The organism is Bacillus sp. JNUCC-22, from assembly GCF_018861275.1.
In the GTDB taxonomy this organism is placed as follows: domain Bacteria; phylum Bacillota; class Bacilli; order Bacillales; family Bacillaceae; genus Bacillus; species Bacillus velezensis.
This window is the reverse complement of sequence record NZ_CP076408.1, coordinates 597,501-613,274: the sequence shown is the minus strand read 5'-3', so window position 1 is coordinate 613,274 and position 15,774 is coordinate 597,501. Positions and strand designations below refer to the sequence as shown.

The window sequence follows — 15,774 nt, the reverse complement described above, 5'->3', positions numbered from 1 at the left end:
GATCCTCCCCGTTCACTCAGCGATTTGGATACACCATCACTTTTAAGCATTCATTTTTGTATTGAAAGGCCCGTTCCATCGCCTCTTGCGTCTTCTCCAGCGGATATTGGTCCGTTATAAGGTGCTTCGTGTCCACTATGCCGGAAGCGAGAAATTCAATTCCCTTCGGATACGTATTCGCATAACGGAAGATTCCGTATATATCAATCTCGTTATCTGCAATAAACGGCACATTGAGCGGAATCTCGTTCTGAGAAGGCAAACCGACAATCGCCAGTTTTCCGCCCCGGCGCACGGAAGCCAGTGCGGATTGCAATGCCGCCGGATTCCCCGCTGTTTCCCAGGCAGCATCAACGCCTCTGCCATTCGTGATCGTTTTGATTTCTTCACCGGCATCCTGTTCCCGGACATTGATGACATGAGTCGCTCCCATTTTTTTCGCAGCTTCTAACCGCAGCGGCTCCAAGTCGGTCACAATGATTGTGCCTGCCCCGTATGCTTTAGCTGCCGCAACGGCCATCAGCCCCACAGGACCCATGCCCATGATCGCAACCGTGGAACCGGGCTGAAGCTTCGTTCTCGCGGCCGCATGAATGCCGACAGAAAACGGTTCGATCAAAGCCGCATCTTCATAGGAAAGTGAATCCGGAATCGAAAAAACAAAGTCCTGGCGCATTTTGATATATTGGACAAACGCGCCGTCAACCGGCGGTGTCGCCAAAAACTGTACATCCGGGCAAAGATTATAACGCCCTTCTTTGCACGCTTCACAGCGCCCGCATGTGACACCGGGTTCGACGGCGACCCGGTCTCCTATTTTAAATTGATCGACAGACGATCCGACGGCGGCAATTTCTCCCGCGCATTCATGACCGAGGATAAATGGTTTTTCCACTACATAATTGCCTATTCTGCCATTTGTATAGTAATGCAGATCAGATCCGCAAATTCCGACAGCCATCACCTTAATCAACACTTCATCATGATTGATGTCAGGCACGGGCAATGTTTCGATTTTGATTTCTCTCGTGTTGTGCATAACCGCCGCTTTCATGTTTTGAGGCACTGTGTGAGTCATTTGGCAAAATCCTTTCTCTGCTTTGAAATGTAAGTGCATACATTTTTGTTTTCTCTATTACTGCCCCTATTTTATCTGCTTTTCAAGACGTACAACAGCCTTTCCTGCTGTATAAAAGGACAGCCGCACTGTACTTTTTATTTTTTCATATACAAAAAACACTGAATTGATAAAATAGTACTAATAGGAGGTGCAGGCTAATGGCTGAACTTGAAAACCGGGCACAATTTGCAGAACTGCTGGCACCTGCCGTCAAATCGCTGAAACATCATCCTGATTTCAAAATTAAAAGGACAAAGAACGTAAAATCCGGACAGTCTTATATAGATCAAATCGCACTCCGATTAGGCGTTTCCTCTAACACGATCAAAAGCTGGATCGGACAGATGGGCGCAAACTACATTCCCGGACGAATTGACGACGGAAAGCTGTTCGGCATGATCTGGATCATTATAGAAAAGACTGATATGGATCCTGAATGGCTGACCGGCCTTCTGGAAACCACCACCATTCCCGTCATCAAACCCGCATTGCCCGTTTGGACGGCGTCTTGTCTAAAAAAAGCAAAAGTGCTCCAAAAAGACGGATCATTCGGAGCGCCGAGTGATGAAGATGTTGAAAAAGCAGTAAAGCGGCTGTTTCATGACAGACCCGGCCATGAAACGAATGCGCTTACAGAACAGCCCGTCACGCATAACTTACCGTCACGCCGGACCGGGAACTTTATCGGACGCGGCTTTGATATGGAAGCAATCCGGCAATGGATGCTGTCTCCGTCACAGGTCTGTTTAATCACAGGCTGGGCCGGCATGGGGAAAACAACGATTGCTCTTGAAGCAGCCTACCTTTGTGCCGGCGGTTCACCAGATTGGCCGGCATTCAACAGCATCATCTGGATCAGCGCTGACTGGAAAGGATTGAGCTTCAGCGATTTTTTAAACACGATCGCCTATCAGCTCGGACGCACCGAACAAATCGACAAATCAATCAACGAAAAACGGTTCGTCGTCCGCAATGCATTAGCCGCTCATTCAAATGAAACACCGGTATTGCTGATCGTTGACTGCATTGATACAGCGGAACGTGACATTCACGAATTTATCATCGGCCTTCCGCAAGGTGTAAAAGTTCTCCTTACGGCACGGGAAAACGTAAAACAGACATACCGGGACGGCCTCGGGGAACTGGCGGCCATCCAGCTGAGCGGCCTTGAACAAACGGATGCCCTTGAATTTTTCCATCAAGAAGTGCACCGCTGTCTGCAAACATGCAACCTCCCGCAAAAACGGGAAAAGCTGGAGCAGCTGTTGCGGCTATCGCCTGACCTTAAGAATGAATTCGTCTCGGCAGCCGCCGGCAACCCGAAGGCCATGGCACTGAGCATTGCATACATGTCAGACGACGACATCCCCGCTCCCCAGCTCATTCAAGAACTTAAACAAGCGGGCTACTCATTATTGGAATTGTTTGAGGTTCTCTTTGGCCGCACATGGGACAGATGTCATGAAGACACACGAAAACTATGGCAGACACTTTGCTTTTTCGCTAAGCCCCCTGATGAAAAAAGCTTGGCTCAAGCGGCCGGATTAGACGTTCGGCGGTTTCATTACGCCATTGAGCAAATGCGGTCATATGCTTTAATACAGCCGGAACGAAGCGAAGGAAGAATTCAATACGCAGCCCATCAAACCGTTGTCGCTTACGGAGAACAGCACTTATCCGAAAATCACGAATTTGCAAAAGAAGCCTGCAGCCGCTGGGCGCATTATTATATTGATTATGCGGATACCCATTTAAAACGGGAACAGCCCAATTCTGTCTATTGGAGCTACTTGTTGGGACGGAACTTAGCGCAAATGAAAAAGGAATGGCCGAACATCCTAAAGGTCATCGAATGGTCGAGCGAAACCGGACAACATGACATCCTGATCAAGCTCATCATCCGCATCAGCCATTTTCTTAGCAGAATCAACCTGCCCCTGCGAATCGAATACGGATTAAAAGCTGCCGATGCCGCCCGTCAATCAGGCGAACACACGCGGGAAGCTTACTTTCGGATCGACACGGCAGGCTGGGCGCTGATGGAAGTCAACGATTCAGACAGAGCTCTCAGGCAAATAGAAGCCGGCCTGAAGATACTCGAACAATCAGGCGCGCCGGATCACGACGACTTGAAAGTATGGGGAACCGCCCTGCAATCGAGGCTGCTGTTAAAAATCGGAGAACCGAAAAAAGCGGCAGCAATGCTGGACGGCATCAAAGATCAGCCCGTCTCCCCCATTATCCGGCACAGGGTTCTTCTGGTCCGCGGCGACCTGAGTTTCGCCCGCTCTCACTACGAAGAAGCCATCACATTATACGAAGCGGCAAACACAACCAGCGCCGCATACGGCGGCGAAAAAACAATAGAAGCCTATTTCAACCTGGGCATGGCTTACGTAAAGTGTGATCAGCTCGAAAAAGCGGAAAAAGCCTTTGAGCAGATGCTCTATGACAAACACAACGCCAATCAAGTTGAGTTGATCTATTACTATTACGGAATGGCACAGCTCTTGTATCGTAAAGGAGAAAATAAGAAAGCGATGGAATCGAATCAGAAGGCGATTCGTTTGATTGATTCGTGGGAGCCTGGGATTGGGATTCGGGGTGAGGTGGAGCAGCTGGAAAAGATGATTAAAGAAAACGACTAGTACGCATAGTAGTTCTGTCAGCAATCTCACTCAGTTTCTTCATTATAAATAGGAAAGGCCAATTGAAGTCGCAGTTGGCCTTTCGTTTCTTATTAAGGTCTACAAATGTATTGAACCAGGTTTTCCCGTATGTATTCTTTCTCGTATAAAGGAAAGCGTATCATTTGCCAGCTTATTATGGCAAAGAACAATGCCTGAATGACCACAATTGTAGACGTATCTTGTGGGTTTCCCCCAACTTTCCCATAAATAATCTGCATCTTTTAAGTCAATATATTGATCATGTTTAGCAGAAATCAACAGAATGTTGTCTTTTTTTACTTTCGGCAAGGTTTGACTAGGATCTGTGATATTCCAATATTTTATTAAATCTTCATAGGTCACACCATTTTGTTCTAATTCTTCTCTTATGTATTTACCTGGGATCGTGTTCCATATCGAATAAGAAAGGCGATTGGCATAAAAGATGGATAAGACTACATCAATTTGAGATTCTAGGGTAGCAATTAGATTAGTGACCCATCCCCCTAAGCTTACTCCCACTATGATAACAGGGCCTTTTTTATTTGCTTTTATCCAGTGAATTAACGCCCGTAAATCTACAATGGCCTGTCTTGTCGACTCAATTGTACGATTAATATTTGCACTAATCATCAACTCGCCACTATACAGTGAATTTTCCGGTTCTCTTTCAAAATGGTATGGAAGAGAATAATAATACATGTTCCATCCTAAATCGTTCATTATACGATTATGAAATATTTTTTTGATCCTATTGTACGAATCCATGCGCCAGCCGTGTACAAAGATGACATTGGGTGGCTCTATATCATTTTCATTTAAAAAAATCTCCCCTTTTAAAGTATCATTAACAGGATTTCCAGATTGAATTAAGGATTCATAACTAAATGTTCCAACTCTATAAAATTTTTTAGATTCATTCAAATCAATTGAAACATCAGCTATATTTGCACTGTAAAATTCCTCTCTATCATCTGCATTAGCTGTAAAAGCAGACGAAAAATGTGTATCTTTGCTTCTTTTTCTATGTAAATCATATAAAGCCAAACGATCTATAATTCCTGAAAAATGCACTTTTAAGTCCTCCTTGATAGAGTTGATAATTGGATTGTCTGTCTCCATAGAGTTGGGACGGATTTCATCAAGAATCTAACTCCATCGACAGTGAATTTTTGGGATCGGATATCATTATTCTGTTGCTTTAACATAAAAGACTAGTTTCTAAAAAGGAAAACATCGTCGTTTAGTAGCTAAAAAAAGCAACACAAATAGACATTTCCGTCTAAGAGAGTTGGTGACACTGTTTATTTAGATAACTGTAGCTTTTTTTGTCGTATGAGAGGTTCTGTCTGCAATAGAGAGATATATAACAGAGGTTTTGACAAATAATTTTCATACCCTTTTTATTATCATAACAGAAATGCAGTTTACTGAAGTTATCGTAAGGCGTTTGTTAAAGAAGACGTAAACAGGAACCTGAGCCGGTGGAATTTTGTATTTTGGTCAATTGAATAGTTCATATCGGGATTATCAAAACTATTGAAAAATCGATATAGAATAGTGCTGAAAAAATCAAACTACAAAAGACAAAAAAGAAGCTTCTCACAAGTTCGGTGAACTCATGAGAAGCCTCGAAAAGTTAAATGGCATCAAGAGGGCATTAAAAATGACGTCCGTTGCCGACAAACCCTTGTAAATCAAGGTTTTTTTGTCGCTTTACATCATTCCGCCCATACCGCCCATGCCGCCCATGTCAGGCATTCCTGCGCCGCCGGCGTTTTCTTCCGGTTTGTCAGCGACAACGGCTTCAGTTGTTAAGAGCATTGCTGCTACAGAAGCTGCGTTTTGCAGAGCAGAACGTGTCACTTTTGTCGGGTCAACGATACCTTTTTCGATCATGTTTACCCATTCGCCGGTTGCAGCATTGAAGCCTACGCCGATTTTTTCGTTTTTCAGGCGCTCAACGATGACAGATCCTTCAAGACCTGCATTGTGCGCGATTTGACGGATCGGCTCTTCAAGCGCGCGAAGCACGATGTTGATACCTGTTTGCGCATCGCCTTCAGCTTCAACTGCAGCGACTTTGTTGTATACGTTGACAAGCGCTGTACCACCGCCGGATACGATGCCTTCTTCAACAGCTGCGCGAGTTGAGTTGAGGGCGTCTTCGATGCGAAGTTTACGCTCTTTCAGCTCAGTTTCAGTCGCAGCGCCGACTTTGATGACAGCTACGCCGCCTGCAAGTTTCGCAAGACGCTCTTGTAATTTTTCTCTGTCGAATTCAGAAGTTGTTTCTTCCACTTGAGCGCGGATTTGGTTGACGCGTGCAGCGATTTTTTCAGTGTCGCCTGCGCCTTCTACGATTGTTGTGTTTTCTTTCGTTACCACAACTTTAGAAGCGCGTCCCAATTGTCCGATTTCAGTAGATTTCAGGTCAAGGCCTAAGTCTTCTGTGATCACTTCTCCGCCTGTAAGAACAGAGATGTCTTCAAGCATTGCTTTACGGCGGTCACCGAAGCCAGGAGCTTTAACGGCTACAGCGTTGAATGTGCCGCGAAGTTTGTTGACAACGAGTGTAGCAAGAGCTTCACCTTCAACATCTTCAGCGATCAGAAGCAATGGTTTGCCTTGCTGTACAACTTGCTCAAGCACAGGAAGGATTTCTTGAATGTTTGTGATTTTTTTGTCTGTGATTAAGATGTAAGGATTGTCAAGAACCGCTTCCATCTTATCAGAGTCAGTCACCATGTAAGGAGACGCATATCCGCGGTCGAATTGCATACCTTCAACAACTTCAAGCTCAGTTGTGAATCCTTTAGACTCTTCGATTGTGATGACGCCGTCGTTTCCTACGCGCTCCATTGCTTCAGCGATAAGGCTTCCGACTTCCTCATCAGCAGCAGAGATCGCAGCAACCTGAGCGATAGACTCTTTGCCTTCGATCGGCTTAGAAATTTCTTTTAAGTTTTCGATTGCTACAGTCACGGCTTGTTCCATACCTTTACGCACGCCGACAGGGTTAGCCCCCGCAGTTACGTTTTTAAGGCCTTCGCGGATCATAGCCTGCGCAAGTACAGTCGCAGTCGTCGTACCGTCACCGGCAACGTCGTTTGTTTTGCTGGCTACTTCAGCTACAAGCTTCGCACCCATGTTTTCAAACGCATCTTCAAGTTCAATTTCTTTTGCGATTGTCACACCGTCATTTGTAATTAATGGAGAACCGAATTTTTTCTCCAGAACCACGTTGCGTCCTTTTGGCCCTAAAGTTACTTTTACAGCGTCAGCAAGCGCATCGACACCGCGAAGCATAGCGCGGCGTGCTTCTTCACTAAACTTAATATCTTTTGCCATGTTAACGAAACCTCCTCGAATTTTTAAAAATATTTATTTGCTTAGCCGATAACAGCTAAAATGTCGCTTTCACGTAAGATTAAGTATTCAGTACCTTCGTATTTCACTTCAGTACCGGCGTATTTTGAGAAGATAATGCGGTCGCCCTCTTTTACTTCTAAAGCAACGCGCTCTCCGCTTTCCAACACGCGACCTGAACCGGCTGCCACGATTTTGCCTTCTTGCGGCTTTTCTTTTGCAGAATCCGGTAATACGATTCCGCTGGCAGTTTTTTCTTCAGATTCTACGAGTTCAATGACAACGCGATCACCTAATGGCTTTAACAATGTAATAACCTCCTCAATAGTATGAATATGTAATTTTAGCACTCAGCTCTAAAGAGTGCTAACACAGTTATTATAATAAAGAATCTCACTTCCAATTTCAAGTCATAAGAATAAAAAATTTTCACGCTTACATGATTCTCTCTTACACTGATTTTCTCCTTTTTTCACGTCAAGTTCACTTGTGTTACAATAAGAACAAATAAGTTGATTTTATAGGATAAAGGAGTACATATCATTTGAGAAAACAGTATTGGTATATCATTTTGACATATGTTATCATGCAGCTTTCCGCATTGATCGGCATTCCTTTAATGTACAAATTCGGCTATGCGGGCGGGCACCCTACGAATGCGAATCTCACCATGGCTCAGGGGATTTATTCCGTCGTAAGCTTTTTTATCTGCCTGATTATCGTTCTCTTGATTTTGAGAACCGCGCCGAAGCAGACATTAAGAAACGGGAAGAAAGCATCCGCCGGCATGTCCGTTCTCTGGGCAGTCGCGGGAATATGGCTCGCTTTATTTTCTCAGGGAATCGCCGGGATGATTGAGCAGTATGTCTTTCATGTGGGCAGCGGTTCCGAAAACACCAAAGCCATTCTCAACATTATTAAAGCCATGCCGCTCATGATTATCGTTTCTTCTATCGTCGGGCCGATTCTTGAAGAAATCATTTTCCGGAAGATCATCTTCGGTGTATTATATGAAAAAACGAATTTCTTTATCGCCGGACTGATCAGTTCCGTCATTTTCGGCATTGTGCATCAAGACCTCACGCACCTGCTGCTGTATACGGCCATGGGCTTTACCTTTGCGTTCTTGTATGTGCAGACGAAACGGATTATTGTGCCGATATTCGCCCATGTCATGATGAATACCATTGTCGTGGTCATGCAGCTCGGCCCCGCCCAAAAATATATTGAACAGCATAGTGAGCAAATGCAATTAATTATTGGAGGATTGTTTGTATGAGAAACCCAATGACTTGGGGCTTGATTTATTTCGCAGTCGGCTGTATCTTTACGTATTTGGCCGCAAGCTCTCCGGGAAGCATGTGGTCTTTTTATTCCATACTGCTGATGGTTTTCGCCGCTTATAATATCAGCATCTCGTTTAAAATGTTCGCCTTCTCATTTAAAGTGAAAAAAAATCAAAAATAAAAGAAAAGCCATTTCTCATCATTGAGAAATGGCTTTTTTATGCTGATACGTCCTGATCGGATTCACTGCCGGTCTGCCTTTTCCGATACGCCGCTTTTGAAATCAGGATACTGATCTCGTATAAAATGCAAAGCGGAATGGTAATCATCAAGTGAGACAGCAGCTCAGGCGGCGCAATCATCGCGGCGATCACAAGCAGCACAAAATACGCGTACTTCCTGATCTTTGATAAAAACCTCGGCGTGATAACACCGAGTCTCGTTAAAAACATGATCAGCACCGGCATCTGAAACAGCAGTCCGAACGGAATCGTCAGCTGCAGCAGAAAATGAAAGTACTCGGTAATCCCGATCACCTGGTTGACATCGAGGTCATTCGAGACCCGCTTCATAAAATCAACGACCAGCGGAAATAAAATATAATAAGAAAACGACACACCGCCGACAAACAGCACGATCGAAATCGGAATATAGCTGAGTGTTACTTTGCGCTCCTTCTCATACAGACCCGGGCTGACAAACGCCCAAATCTGATAGAGAATAATCGGCGAAGTCAAAATGATGCCGATGATAAACGCGAACTGCAAAAAGATAAACAGCGGATCCGTCAGGTTAAAAGCATTAAGGGTGAGCTCTTTTACTTCATCGGCTTTTTGAAGATACACAATGATAGGTTTTGCCAGAAAAAAGCCGGCAATAAAGAAAACCGTAAAGGATAACGCCACAATCAGCAATCGTTTCCGAAGTTCGGCAATATGCTCCACAAGCGTCATTTGATTCACTCTCATACGCGTCATCCTATCTTACTGTTCTTCTTTCTTTTTTTCCTCTTCTTCACCGGCTAATCCCTTAGTAGCGTTCTTAAATTCACGAAGCGTGTCCCCCGCTGCTTTTCCTAATTCGGGAAGCTTCTTCGGACCGAAAATAATCACCGCCACCACACCGATAACCGCCAGGCTTCCAGGACCGATCATGTGCAGCTCCTCCTTTCGCTATTCAATTTCTTCCAAAACAGAATAATGCTTCAAGAAATAAACCAATGATTGAAGCTCTACAGCTAAATCTATATGATGAATTCGAATGTGATCCGGCACATTCAAACGGGCCGGCGTAAAGTTAAGGATTCCCTTGATTCCGAGCGACACGAGCCGGTCGGTGATTGACTGGGCGGCAACCGCCGGAACGGTAAGAATCGCCACGGGTTCATCTTTAATGTGAAGCTCTAAATCATTAAGATCAAAGACAGGCACACCGCCTACCTCAGTTCCTATTTTACTCTGATTCACATCAAAAGCCATAGATATTTTTGTGTTATTATTTTTTGTGAAATTATAGTGAAGAAACGCCGTCCCTAAATTCCCGACACCGATCAAAATGACGTTCGTCGTTTCATCCTGATCCAGTGTTTTTCTGAAAAATGACAGCAGGTAATCCACATTATAGCCGTATCCTTTTTTGCCGAGCGCCCCGAAATAGGAAAAATCCCGGCGGATCGTGGCCGAATCGACTTTTACCGCGTCGCTCAGTTCAGCTGATGAAACACGCTGCTTTCCTGACGCGTGTAAATTCTTTAAAAAGCGATAATAAAGCGGCAGCCGTTTTGCCGTCGCCTGTGGAATTTTTGATTGATCCTTGTTCATGATTGGTCCTCCACTTTATACTCAGATGCATCTCTTTTAAAATCACCGTTTTTGCCTCCTGTTTTTTCCATGAGGCAGGTCGGGCCGATGACCATTCCTTTATCCAGCGCCTTGCACATATCATAAACGGTCAAAGCGCAGACTGAAGCGGAAGTTAGCGCTTCCATTTCCACACCTGTACTCCCTTTCGTTTTTACGCTTGCCTGTATATGAAGAACGGCTTCGGAATCCTTTTCCTCCCAGCTGAATGAAATGTCGACGCTGCTTAAAGAAAGCGGGTGGCACATCGGGATAATCGCTGACGTCTGTTTTGCGGCCATAATTCCGGCCACCTGTGCGACAGCCAGCACGTCTCCTTTTCCGATCTCGCGGTTTTTGATTCTGCTGTACACGTCATGCTTCATGTGTACGCTGGATATCGCAGCGGCAGTACGGACTGTTGAAGATTTATCGCTTATATCCACCATGCGGGCACGGCCTTCTTCATTAAAATGAGAAAATCCATTCATATTTAAACTCTCCTTACTTCTGATCATACACTATTTTCTCCCTGATGTCTTATCCTATAATGTTCCAATTCTGATGTATTGTTTGCTGACAGCAGGTTGATAAGCTACACTTAACTTATTATAACAGAGGTGAAATAATATGATGATCTTACAAATTAATCAGCTATCCAAATCTTTTGGCGCTGATCCTATTTTAAACAATATAAAGCTTGAAGTCAGATCTCGGGATCGCATCGCCATAGTAGGCAGAAACGGAGCCGGCAAATCAACTCTCCTTAAAATTATCGCAGGTCACCTTTCATATGAAAAGGGTGAATTAATCAAACCGAAAGAATTAACGATGGGATATCTCGCCCAGCACACAGGCTTGGAATCCCAGCTTACCATAAAAGAAGAACTGCTGAGCGTTTTTGATTTCCTGAAAGCAATGGAAAAAGAGATGCGCTCTATTGAAGAAAAGATGGCCACGGCCGCCCCCGCGGAGCTTGAGACGCTGATGAAAACCTATGACAGGCTTCAGCAGGATTTCAAGGATAAAGGCGGCTATCAATATGAAGCGGATGTCCGATCTATCCTTCACGGCCTCGGCTTCGGAAAATTTGACGATACCGTGAAAGTGCAAAGCCTGAGCGGCGGTCAGAAAACAAGGCTTGCGCTCGGAAAGCTGCTGCTGACCCAGCCTGATCTGCTTATTCTGGATGAACCGACGAACCATCTCGACATCGATACGCTTACATGGCTTGAGCATTATTTACAGGGATATTCAGGCGCCATTCTGATCGTCTCCCACGACAGATACTTTCTTGATAAAGTCGTCAGCCAAGTGTACGAGGTCTCACGGACAGAAAGTAAAAAATATCTCGGCAACTACAGCGCCTATTTAGAACAAAAAGCTGAGCAGTATGAGAAAGACCTGAAGCTGTATGAAAAACAGCAGGACGAAATCGCCAAGCTTCAAGATTTTGTCGACCGCAATCTGGCCAGAGCTTCTACAACGAAAAGAGCCCAAAGCAGACGAAAACAGCTTGAACGGATGGACGTCATGGCAAAGCCGCTCGGGGATGAAAAATCAGCCGCCTTCCGTTTTGACATTACAAAACAGAGCGGAAACGACGTCCTGCGCGTACAGGATGTTTCCATCAGCTATGACGGCCAGCCGCCGCTCTTGAAAAACCTGACCTTCGGCATTACAAGAGGCGAAAGCGCCGCCCTCGTCGGACCGAACGGAATCGGCAAATCAACCTTGCTGAAAACCATTATGAACACGCTCAGCCCGGAATCCGGGTCGATCACGTACGGTTCCAATGTCACAATCGGCTATTACGATCAGGAGCAGGCTGAACTGACCTCGTCCAAACGCGTGCTGGACGAGCTGTGGGATGAATATCCGGACATGCCGGAAAAAGAGATCAGGACATGCCTCGGCAACTTCCTGTTCAGCGGAGACGATGTCCTGAAACCTGTCCGTTCTCTAAGCGGCGGTGAGAAAGCAAGAGTCGCGCTTGCAAAGCTGATGCTGCAAAAAGCAAACTTTCTCATCCTTGATGAACCGACAAACCACCTTGATCTGGACAGTAAAGAAGTGCTGGAAAACGCCCTGATCGACTACCCGGGAACACTGTTATTTGTATCGCATGACCGCTACTTTATTAACAGGATCGCCACAAGAGTGCTGGAGCTGTCACCTGATCATGCAGAAGAATATTTGGGAGACTATGACTATTACACCGAGAAAAAAGCCCAGCAGCTGGAACTGGAAGAAATGAAGCGGCAGGAAAAGGAGCAGGCTCAGCCTGCCGGCAAGGTTAAACAGGATACGAAAAGAACTTACGAGGAAGAAAAAGAATGGAAGAAGAAAGAACGGCAGCGCCTGAGACGCATTGAAGAAATTGAAACAGCCGTCTCATCCGCCGAAGAGAAAATCAGCGCCAATGAGGAGCTTCTGTGCGATCCTGACGTGTATCAGGATCATGAAAAGGTACAGACCATTCACGCGGAGAATGAAGCTCTGAATCAAGAGCTCGAAAACTTATTAGCAGAATGGGAGGAACTCTCCTCAGAAGAATAGAAAAAGTCAAGCACCTCTTTAAGGGGTGCTTTTTTATCCACAGCTATCCTCCTTGTCAGCCATGTAAGTAAGCGTGTTATACACACTATCCACAAAATTTTCTGACTTTATCCACTTTACTAACAACTTATAGCCTCTTATCCAGCCTGGATTTCTGGATATATTCACAATCCTGTGGATATGTTAGAATTATCTGTTAATAAGTAAAAAAAAGCCTCACGTTTTACAACGTGAGACGATCAAAGGATGTTAATTCCAAGCCGGGCTGTCCGTTCATATCATATGAGCCCCGAATCCCCTTTTCAAAAGCAACGGTTCCGGCAGCCGCAATCATCGCTGCATTGTCCGTGCATAAAGAAAGCGGCGGGATGATAAGCTCGGGATCTCCCGAATGACTGAATTCCTGCTGCAGTGCGGCTCTCAGCCCTTTGTTAGCGGCTACGCCCCCTGCCAGCAGCACTTGTTTAACCCCGTATTCTTTCGCGGCCTTAGAGGTTTTTGCCGTCAGTACATCAATGACACTCTGCTGAAAGCTTGCGGCAAGATCCTCCGGAGGAATCACCTCATTTTTTTGCGAGGCGTTATGAAGCGTGTTAATCACGGCTGACTTCAGGCCGCTGAAGCTGAAATTGTAAGACCCTTCTTCCAGCCACGCACGCGGAAGCGGAATGGAATCCGTTCCAACAGCAGCCAGCTTATCAATCTGCGGCCCTCCCGGATAAGGAAGCCCCATCGTTCTTGCCACTTTGTCGTAAGCTTCGCCTGCGGCATCATCCAGCGTTTCACCGATAACCTCGAATGAACCGTGCTCTTTCATATAAACCAATTCCGTATGTCCGCCTGACACAACCAAAGCAAGCGCCGGGAATTGAAGCTCTCCTATCAGCCTGTTTGCATAAATATGGCCCGCGATGTGATGGACGCCGACTAACGGTATTTGATGGGCAAAGCTTAACGCCTTTGCCGCATTGACTCCGATTAACAGGGCTCCGACAAGTCCGGGTCCTTCCGTTACGGCAATCGCATCAAGATCATCAAAGCCCATCTCCGCTTTTGAAAGAGCTTCCTCAATCACAAGGGTAATCTGCTCCACATGATGTCTGGACGCTATTTCAGGCACGACCCCGCCGAAACGTTTATGGCTTTCAATTTGAGAAGCGACAACGTTTGAAATAATTTCATTCCCGTTTTTTACGACTGAGGCCGCTGTTTCATCACAGCTTGTTTCGATTCCTAATACATAAATATCTTGTTTTTCACTCATGTAATGTCACCCACATTAATAACGCATCTTCTCCGTTATCTGTATAGTATTGTTTTCTGATTCCTCCGGCCTGAAGACCGAATTTTTTATATAAGGATTGGGCGGGATGATTTGAGACCCTGACTTCGAGAGAGAGCCTTCTTGCCTTTTTTTCTCTGCACAATTCTATCGCAGAGCGAAACAGCGCTTCTCCCAATGATTGGCCCCGATATTCCGGCTTAATGGCTATGTTCGTAATCTGCGCGTCATCTATAATAATCCAGATTCCGCAATACCCCGCCAGACAGCCGTCCTTTTCAATGACAAGGTAGTGGGCATACGGATTTTCCAAAAGCTCATGATAAAATGAATCCTTCGTCCACGGAGAAGTAAAGGATGCTGTTTCAATTTCATAAATTTGATCAATATCTTCCGGACGCATGCTTCGAATCGCCGTTTTCGTTTTCATCCCTATCACCCTATTTTTGAGATTCCATCCATTTCGCTTCAGCCTCTGCCAGACGCAAATAATCCGGAACAAGGCTGTGGACATCCGCATCCTCTTTTTCCAAGCCTAAAAACGCCAGCTCTGACGGCCGCGGATTATGCTGTGCAGCCGGTCCAATCACTGCTTGAGATGTCAATTCATGCAGAATGGTTTCTTCATGAATGGCTGTATCGTGTCCTAAAAATAAAACCGGAGACGCTTTTTCTTTCAGCATGCCGAGCCAATCAGTCAAAAGGACATTCTGATCTGGAAGAACGGATTGTAATCGGCCGTCCTGATATTCATAAAGTCCCGTATATACCTGTCCGCGCCGGGCATCAAATAACGGGCAGATCAGTCCTCGAAAGTGCCGTCCGTTAGCCGCCAGCACCTCCAGACTCGAGACAGCGGAAACCGGAAGCTTCAGCGACCATGCCAATGTTTTTGCCAGCGTCACGCCGATTCTGACACCTGTGTACGATCCCGGTCCTTTCGCCACCGCTATTTTCGTAAGGTCCTGCGGTGTTAGGCCGCAATCCTTCAGCAATGAATTGACAGCAGGCATGGCCCGCACGGAATGATTCTTTTTTAAATATGTAATATACTCCGCCATCACCGTTTTGTCACGAACGAGCGCGGCACCCAGTGTGTAATTTGACGTATCAATTGCCAGTATTGTCATGTTTATTTATCTCCTCACAAAGCGTTTCATACCGTGTTCCGCAAGCCGTAAAGGTAATGTCCCTTGCCTCATCACCGGCTCTTGTGATGACGATCTGCAGCCGTTCAGCAGGCAGCTGATCCTGAATTAAATGAGCCCATTCAATTAAACAGACGCCTTGTCCCTCAAAATATTCTTCAAGCCCTAAGTCTTCGCTTTCATCCTCCATACGATACACATCCATATGATATAGAGGAAGCGAACCGTCATGGTATTCTTTTATAATTGTAAAAGTCGGGCTGTTTACCACTTTCGTGATTCCCAGTCCTTCGGCAAAACCCTTTGTAAAAGTCGTTTTTCCCGCGCCTAAGTCGCCTTCCAGTGTCAAAATGTCTCCCGGCTTTGCCAAAGAAGCGGCAAGCTTGGCTACGGCTTTCGTTTCTTCGGGGTTTTTCGTTCTCCATTGTAATGTCTTCAAAGTGAGTCACCCGTCTTATTTAAAATGATTGTATCCTTTTTTCTCAAGGACGATTTGTCTCTGA

17 protein-coding genes (1 of these 17 cut by a window edge) are annotated in these 15,774 nt (G+C 45.5%); 4 read left to right on the top strand and 13 right to left on the bottom strand.

The window, feature by feature from the left end; all coding sequences use genetic code 11:
• Window positions 1–16: 16 nt before the first annotated feature.
• Window positions 17–1,078 carry a sorbitol dehydrogenase gene (gene gutB / locus JNUCC22_RS03225; RefSeq protein ID WP_216062120.1) on the bottom strand — a complete coding sequence of 354 codons (1,062 nt, stop codon included), beginning with the start codon at window positions 1,076–1,078 and terminating at the stop codon, window positions 17–19.
• Window positions 1,079–1,278: 200 nt separating this feature from the next.
• Between gutB and JNUCC22_RS03220 the strand changes: the two genes are divergently transcribed.
• The gene (locus JNUCC22_RS03220) at window positions 1,279–3,768 is read left to right on the top strand and encodes a tetratricopeptide repeat protein (RefSeq protein WP_216062119.1); all 2,490 of its coding nucleotides are present in this window, start codon (window positions 1,279–1,281) and stop codon (window positions 3,766–3,768) included.
• Window positions 3,769–3,867: 99 nt separating this feature from the next.
• On the opposite strand, the gene JNUCC22_RS03215 is transcribed toward JNUCC22_RS03220, so the two are convergent.
• The 3 genes from JNUCC22_RS03215 to groES all read right to left on the bottom strand — a co-directional run bounded on the left by JNUCC22_RS03215 (window position 3,868) and on the right by groES (window position 7,466).
• A complete protein-coding gene (locus JNUCC22_RS03215) occupies window positions 3,868–4,863 on the bottom strand; it encodes an alpha/beta hydrolase (RefSeq protein ID WP_216062118.1) in 996 nt (331 codons plus the stop codon).
• A 642-nt stretch (window positions 4,864–5,505) separates the two neighbouring features.
• Window positions 5,506–7,140 (bottom strand): chaperonin GroEL, encoded by a 1,635-nt coding sequence (gene groL / locus JNUCC22_RS03210; protein ID WP_003155941.1) that lies wholly within the window; start codon window positions 7,138–7,140, stop codon window positions 5,506–5,508.
• A 41-nt stretch (window positions 7,141–7,181) separates the two neighbouring features.
• Window positions 7,182–7,466, bottom strand: a complete 285-nt coding sequence (gene groES, locus JNUCC22_RS03205; RefSeq protein WP_003155970.1) for a co-chaperone GroES — start codon at window positions 7,464–7,466, stop codon at window positions 7,182–7,184.
• Between the two features lie 236 nt (window positions 7,467–7,702).
• Between groES and JNUCC22_RS03200 the strand changes: the two genes are divergently transcribed.
• Window positions 7,703–8,437 (top strand): CPBP family intramembrane glutamic endopeptidase, encoded by a 735-nt coding sequence (locus JNUCC22_RS03200; RefSeq protein WP_003155972.1) that lies wholly within the window; start codon window positions 7,703–7,705, stop codon window positions 8,435–8,437.
• The gene (locus tag JNUCC22_RS03195) at window positions 8,434–8,625 is read left to right on the top strand and encodes a YdiK family protein (protein ID WP_003155975.1); all 192 of its coding nucleotides are present in this window, start codon (window positions 8,434–8,436) and stop codon (window positions 8,623–8,625) included. The genes JNUCC22_RS03200 and JNUCC22_RS03195 overlap by 4 nt, the downstream gene beginning before the upstream one ends.
• A 37-nt stretch (window positions 8,626–8,662) precedes the next feature.
• Here the strand turns inward: JNUCC22_RS03195 and tatC are convergent, their stop codons facing one another.
• Genes tatC through moaC form a run of 4 tightly spaced genes read right to left on the bottom strand, consistent with a single transcriptional unit; the run spans window position 8,663 to window position 10,773 of the window.
• The gene (gene tatC, locus JNUCC22_RS03190) at window positions 8,663–9,421 is read right to left on the bottom strand and encodes a twin-arginine translocase subunit TatC (protein ID WP_007609791.1); all 759 of its coding nucleotides are present in this window, start codon (window positions 9,419–9,421) and stop codon (window positions 8,663–8,665) included.
• A gap of 6 nt (window positions 9,422–9,427) precedes the next feature.
• Window positions 9,428–9,598 carry a twin-arginine translocase TatA/TatE family subunit gene (locus JNUCC22_RS03185; RefSeq protein ID WP_003155981.1) on the bottom strand — a complete coding sequence of 57 codons (171 nt, stop codon included), beginning with the start codon at window positions 9,596–9,598 and terminating at the stop codon, window positions 9,428–9,430.
• Window positions 9,599–9,616: 18 nt separating this feature from the next.
• Window positions 9,617–10,264: a redox-sensing transcriptional repressor Rex gene (locus JNUCC22_RS03180; protein ID WP_003155984.1), complete on the bottom strand. Its 648-nt coding sequence runs from the start codon at window positions 10,262–10,264 to the stop codon at window positions 9,617–9,619.
• Window positions 10,261–10,773 carry a cyclic pyranopterin monophosphate synthase MoaC gene (gene moaC / locus JNUCC22_RS03175; RefSeq protein WP_039062718.1) on the bottom strand — a complete coding sequence of 171 codons (513 nt, stop codon included), beginning with the start codon at window positions 10,771–10,773 and terminating at the stop codon, window positions 10,261–10,263. The genes JNUCC22_RS03180 and moaC overlap by 4 nt, the downstream gene beginning before the upstream one ends.
• A gap of 139 nt (window positions 10,774–10,912) precedes the next feature.
• On the opposite strand from moaC, the gene JNUCC22_RS03170 reads away from it, so the two are divergent.
• Window positions 10,913–12,841 carry an ABC-F family ATP-binding cassette domain-containing protein gene (locus JNUCC22_RS03170; RefSeq protein WP_108654902.1) on the top strand — a complete coding sequence of 643 codons (1,929 nt, stop codon included), beginning with the start codon at window positions 10,913–10,915 and terminating at the stop codon, window positions 12,839–12,841.
• Window positions 12,842–13,064: 223 nt separating this feature from the next.
• Here the strand turns inward: JNUCC22_RS03170 and tsaD are convergent, their stop codons facing one another.
• The 5 genes in view from tsaD to thiL are tightly spaced (at most 15 nt apart) and all read right to left on the bottom strand, a layout consistent with a single transcriptional unit that may run on beyond the window.
• On the bottom strand, window positions 13,065–14,105 hold the full coding sequence (gene tsaD, locus JNUCC22_RS03165; RefSeq protein WP_007408855.1) for a tRNA (adenosine(37)-N6)-threonylcarbamoyltransferase complex transferase subunit TsaD: 1,041 nt from the start codon (window positions 14,103–14,105) through the stop codon (window positions 13,065–13,067).
• Window positions 14,098–14,553, bottom strand: a complete 456-nt coding sequence (rimI, locus tag JNUCC22_RS03160; RefSeq protein ID WP_003155993.1) for a ribosomal protein S18-alanine N-acetyltransferase — start codon at window positions 14,551–14,553, stop codon at window positions 14,098–14,100. Before rimI ends, tsaD begins: the two co-directional genes overlap by 8 nt.
• Window positions 14,554–14,563: 10 nt before the next feature.
• Complete coding sequence (tsaB, locus tag JNUCC22_RS03155) at window positions 14,564–15,253, bottom strand: tRNA (adenosine(37)-N6)-threonylcarbamoyltransferase complex dimerization subunit type 1 TsaB (protein ID WP_108654903.1); 690 nt, start codon at window positions 15,251–15,253, stop codon at window positions 14,564–14,566.
• On the bottom strand, window positions 15,234–15,710 hold the full coding sequence (gene tsaE / locus JNUCC22_RS03150) for a tRNA (adenosine(37)-N6)-threonylcarbamoyltransferase complex ATPase subunit type 1 TsaE (protein ID WP_025284346.1): 477 nt from the start codon (window positions 15,708–15,710) through the stop codon (window positions 15,234–15,236). Before tsaE ends, tsaB begins: the two co-directional genes overlap by 20 nt.
• A 15-nt stretch (window positions 15,711–15,725) precedes the next feature.
• Window positions 15,726–15,774, bottom strand: the 3' end of a protein-coding gene (gene thiL, locus JNUCC22_RS03145) for a thiamine-phosphate kinase (protein WP_108654904.1). 929 nt of this gene lie beyond the right edge of the window; 49 of the gene's 978 nt are visible here — the last part of the coding sequence; the start codon falls outside the window, past its right edge — the gene reads right to left on this strand; the stop codon is at window positions 15,726–15,728.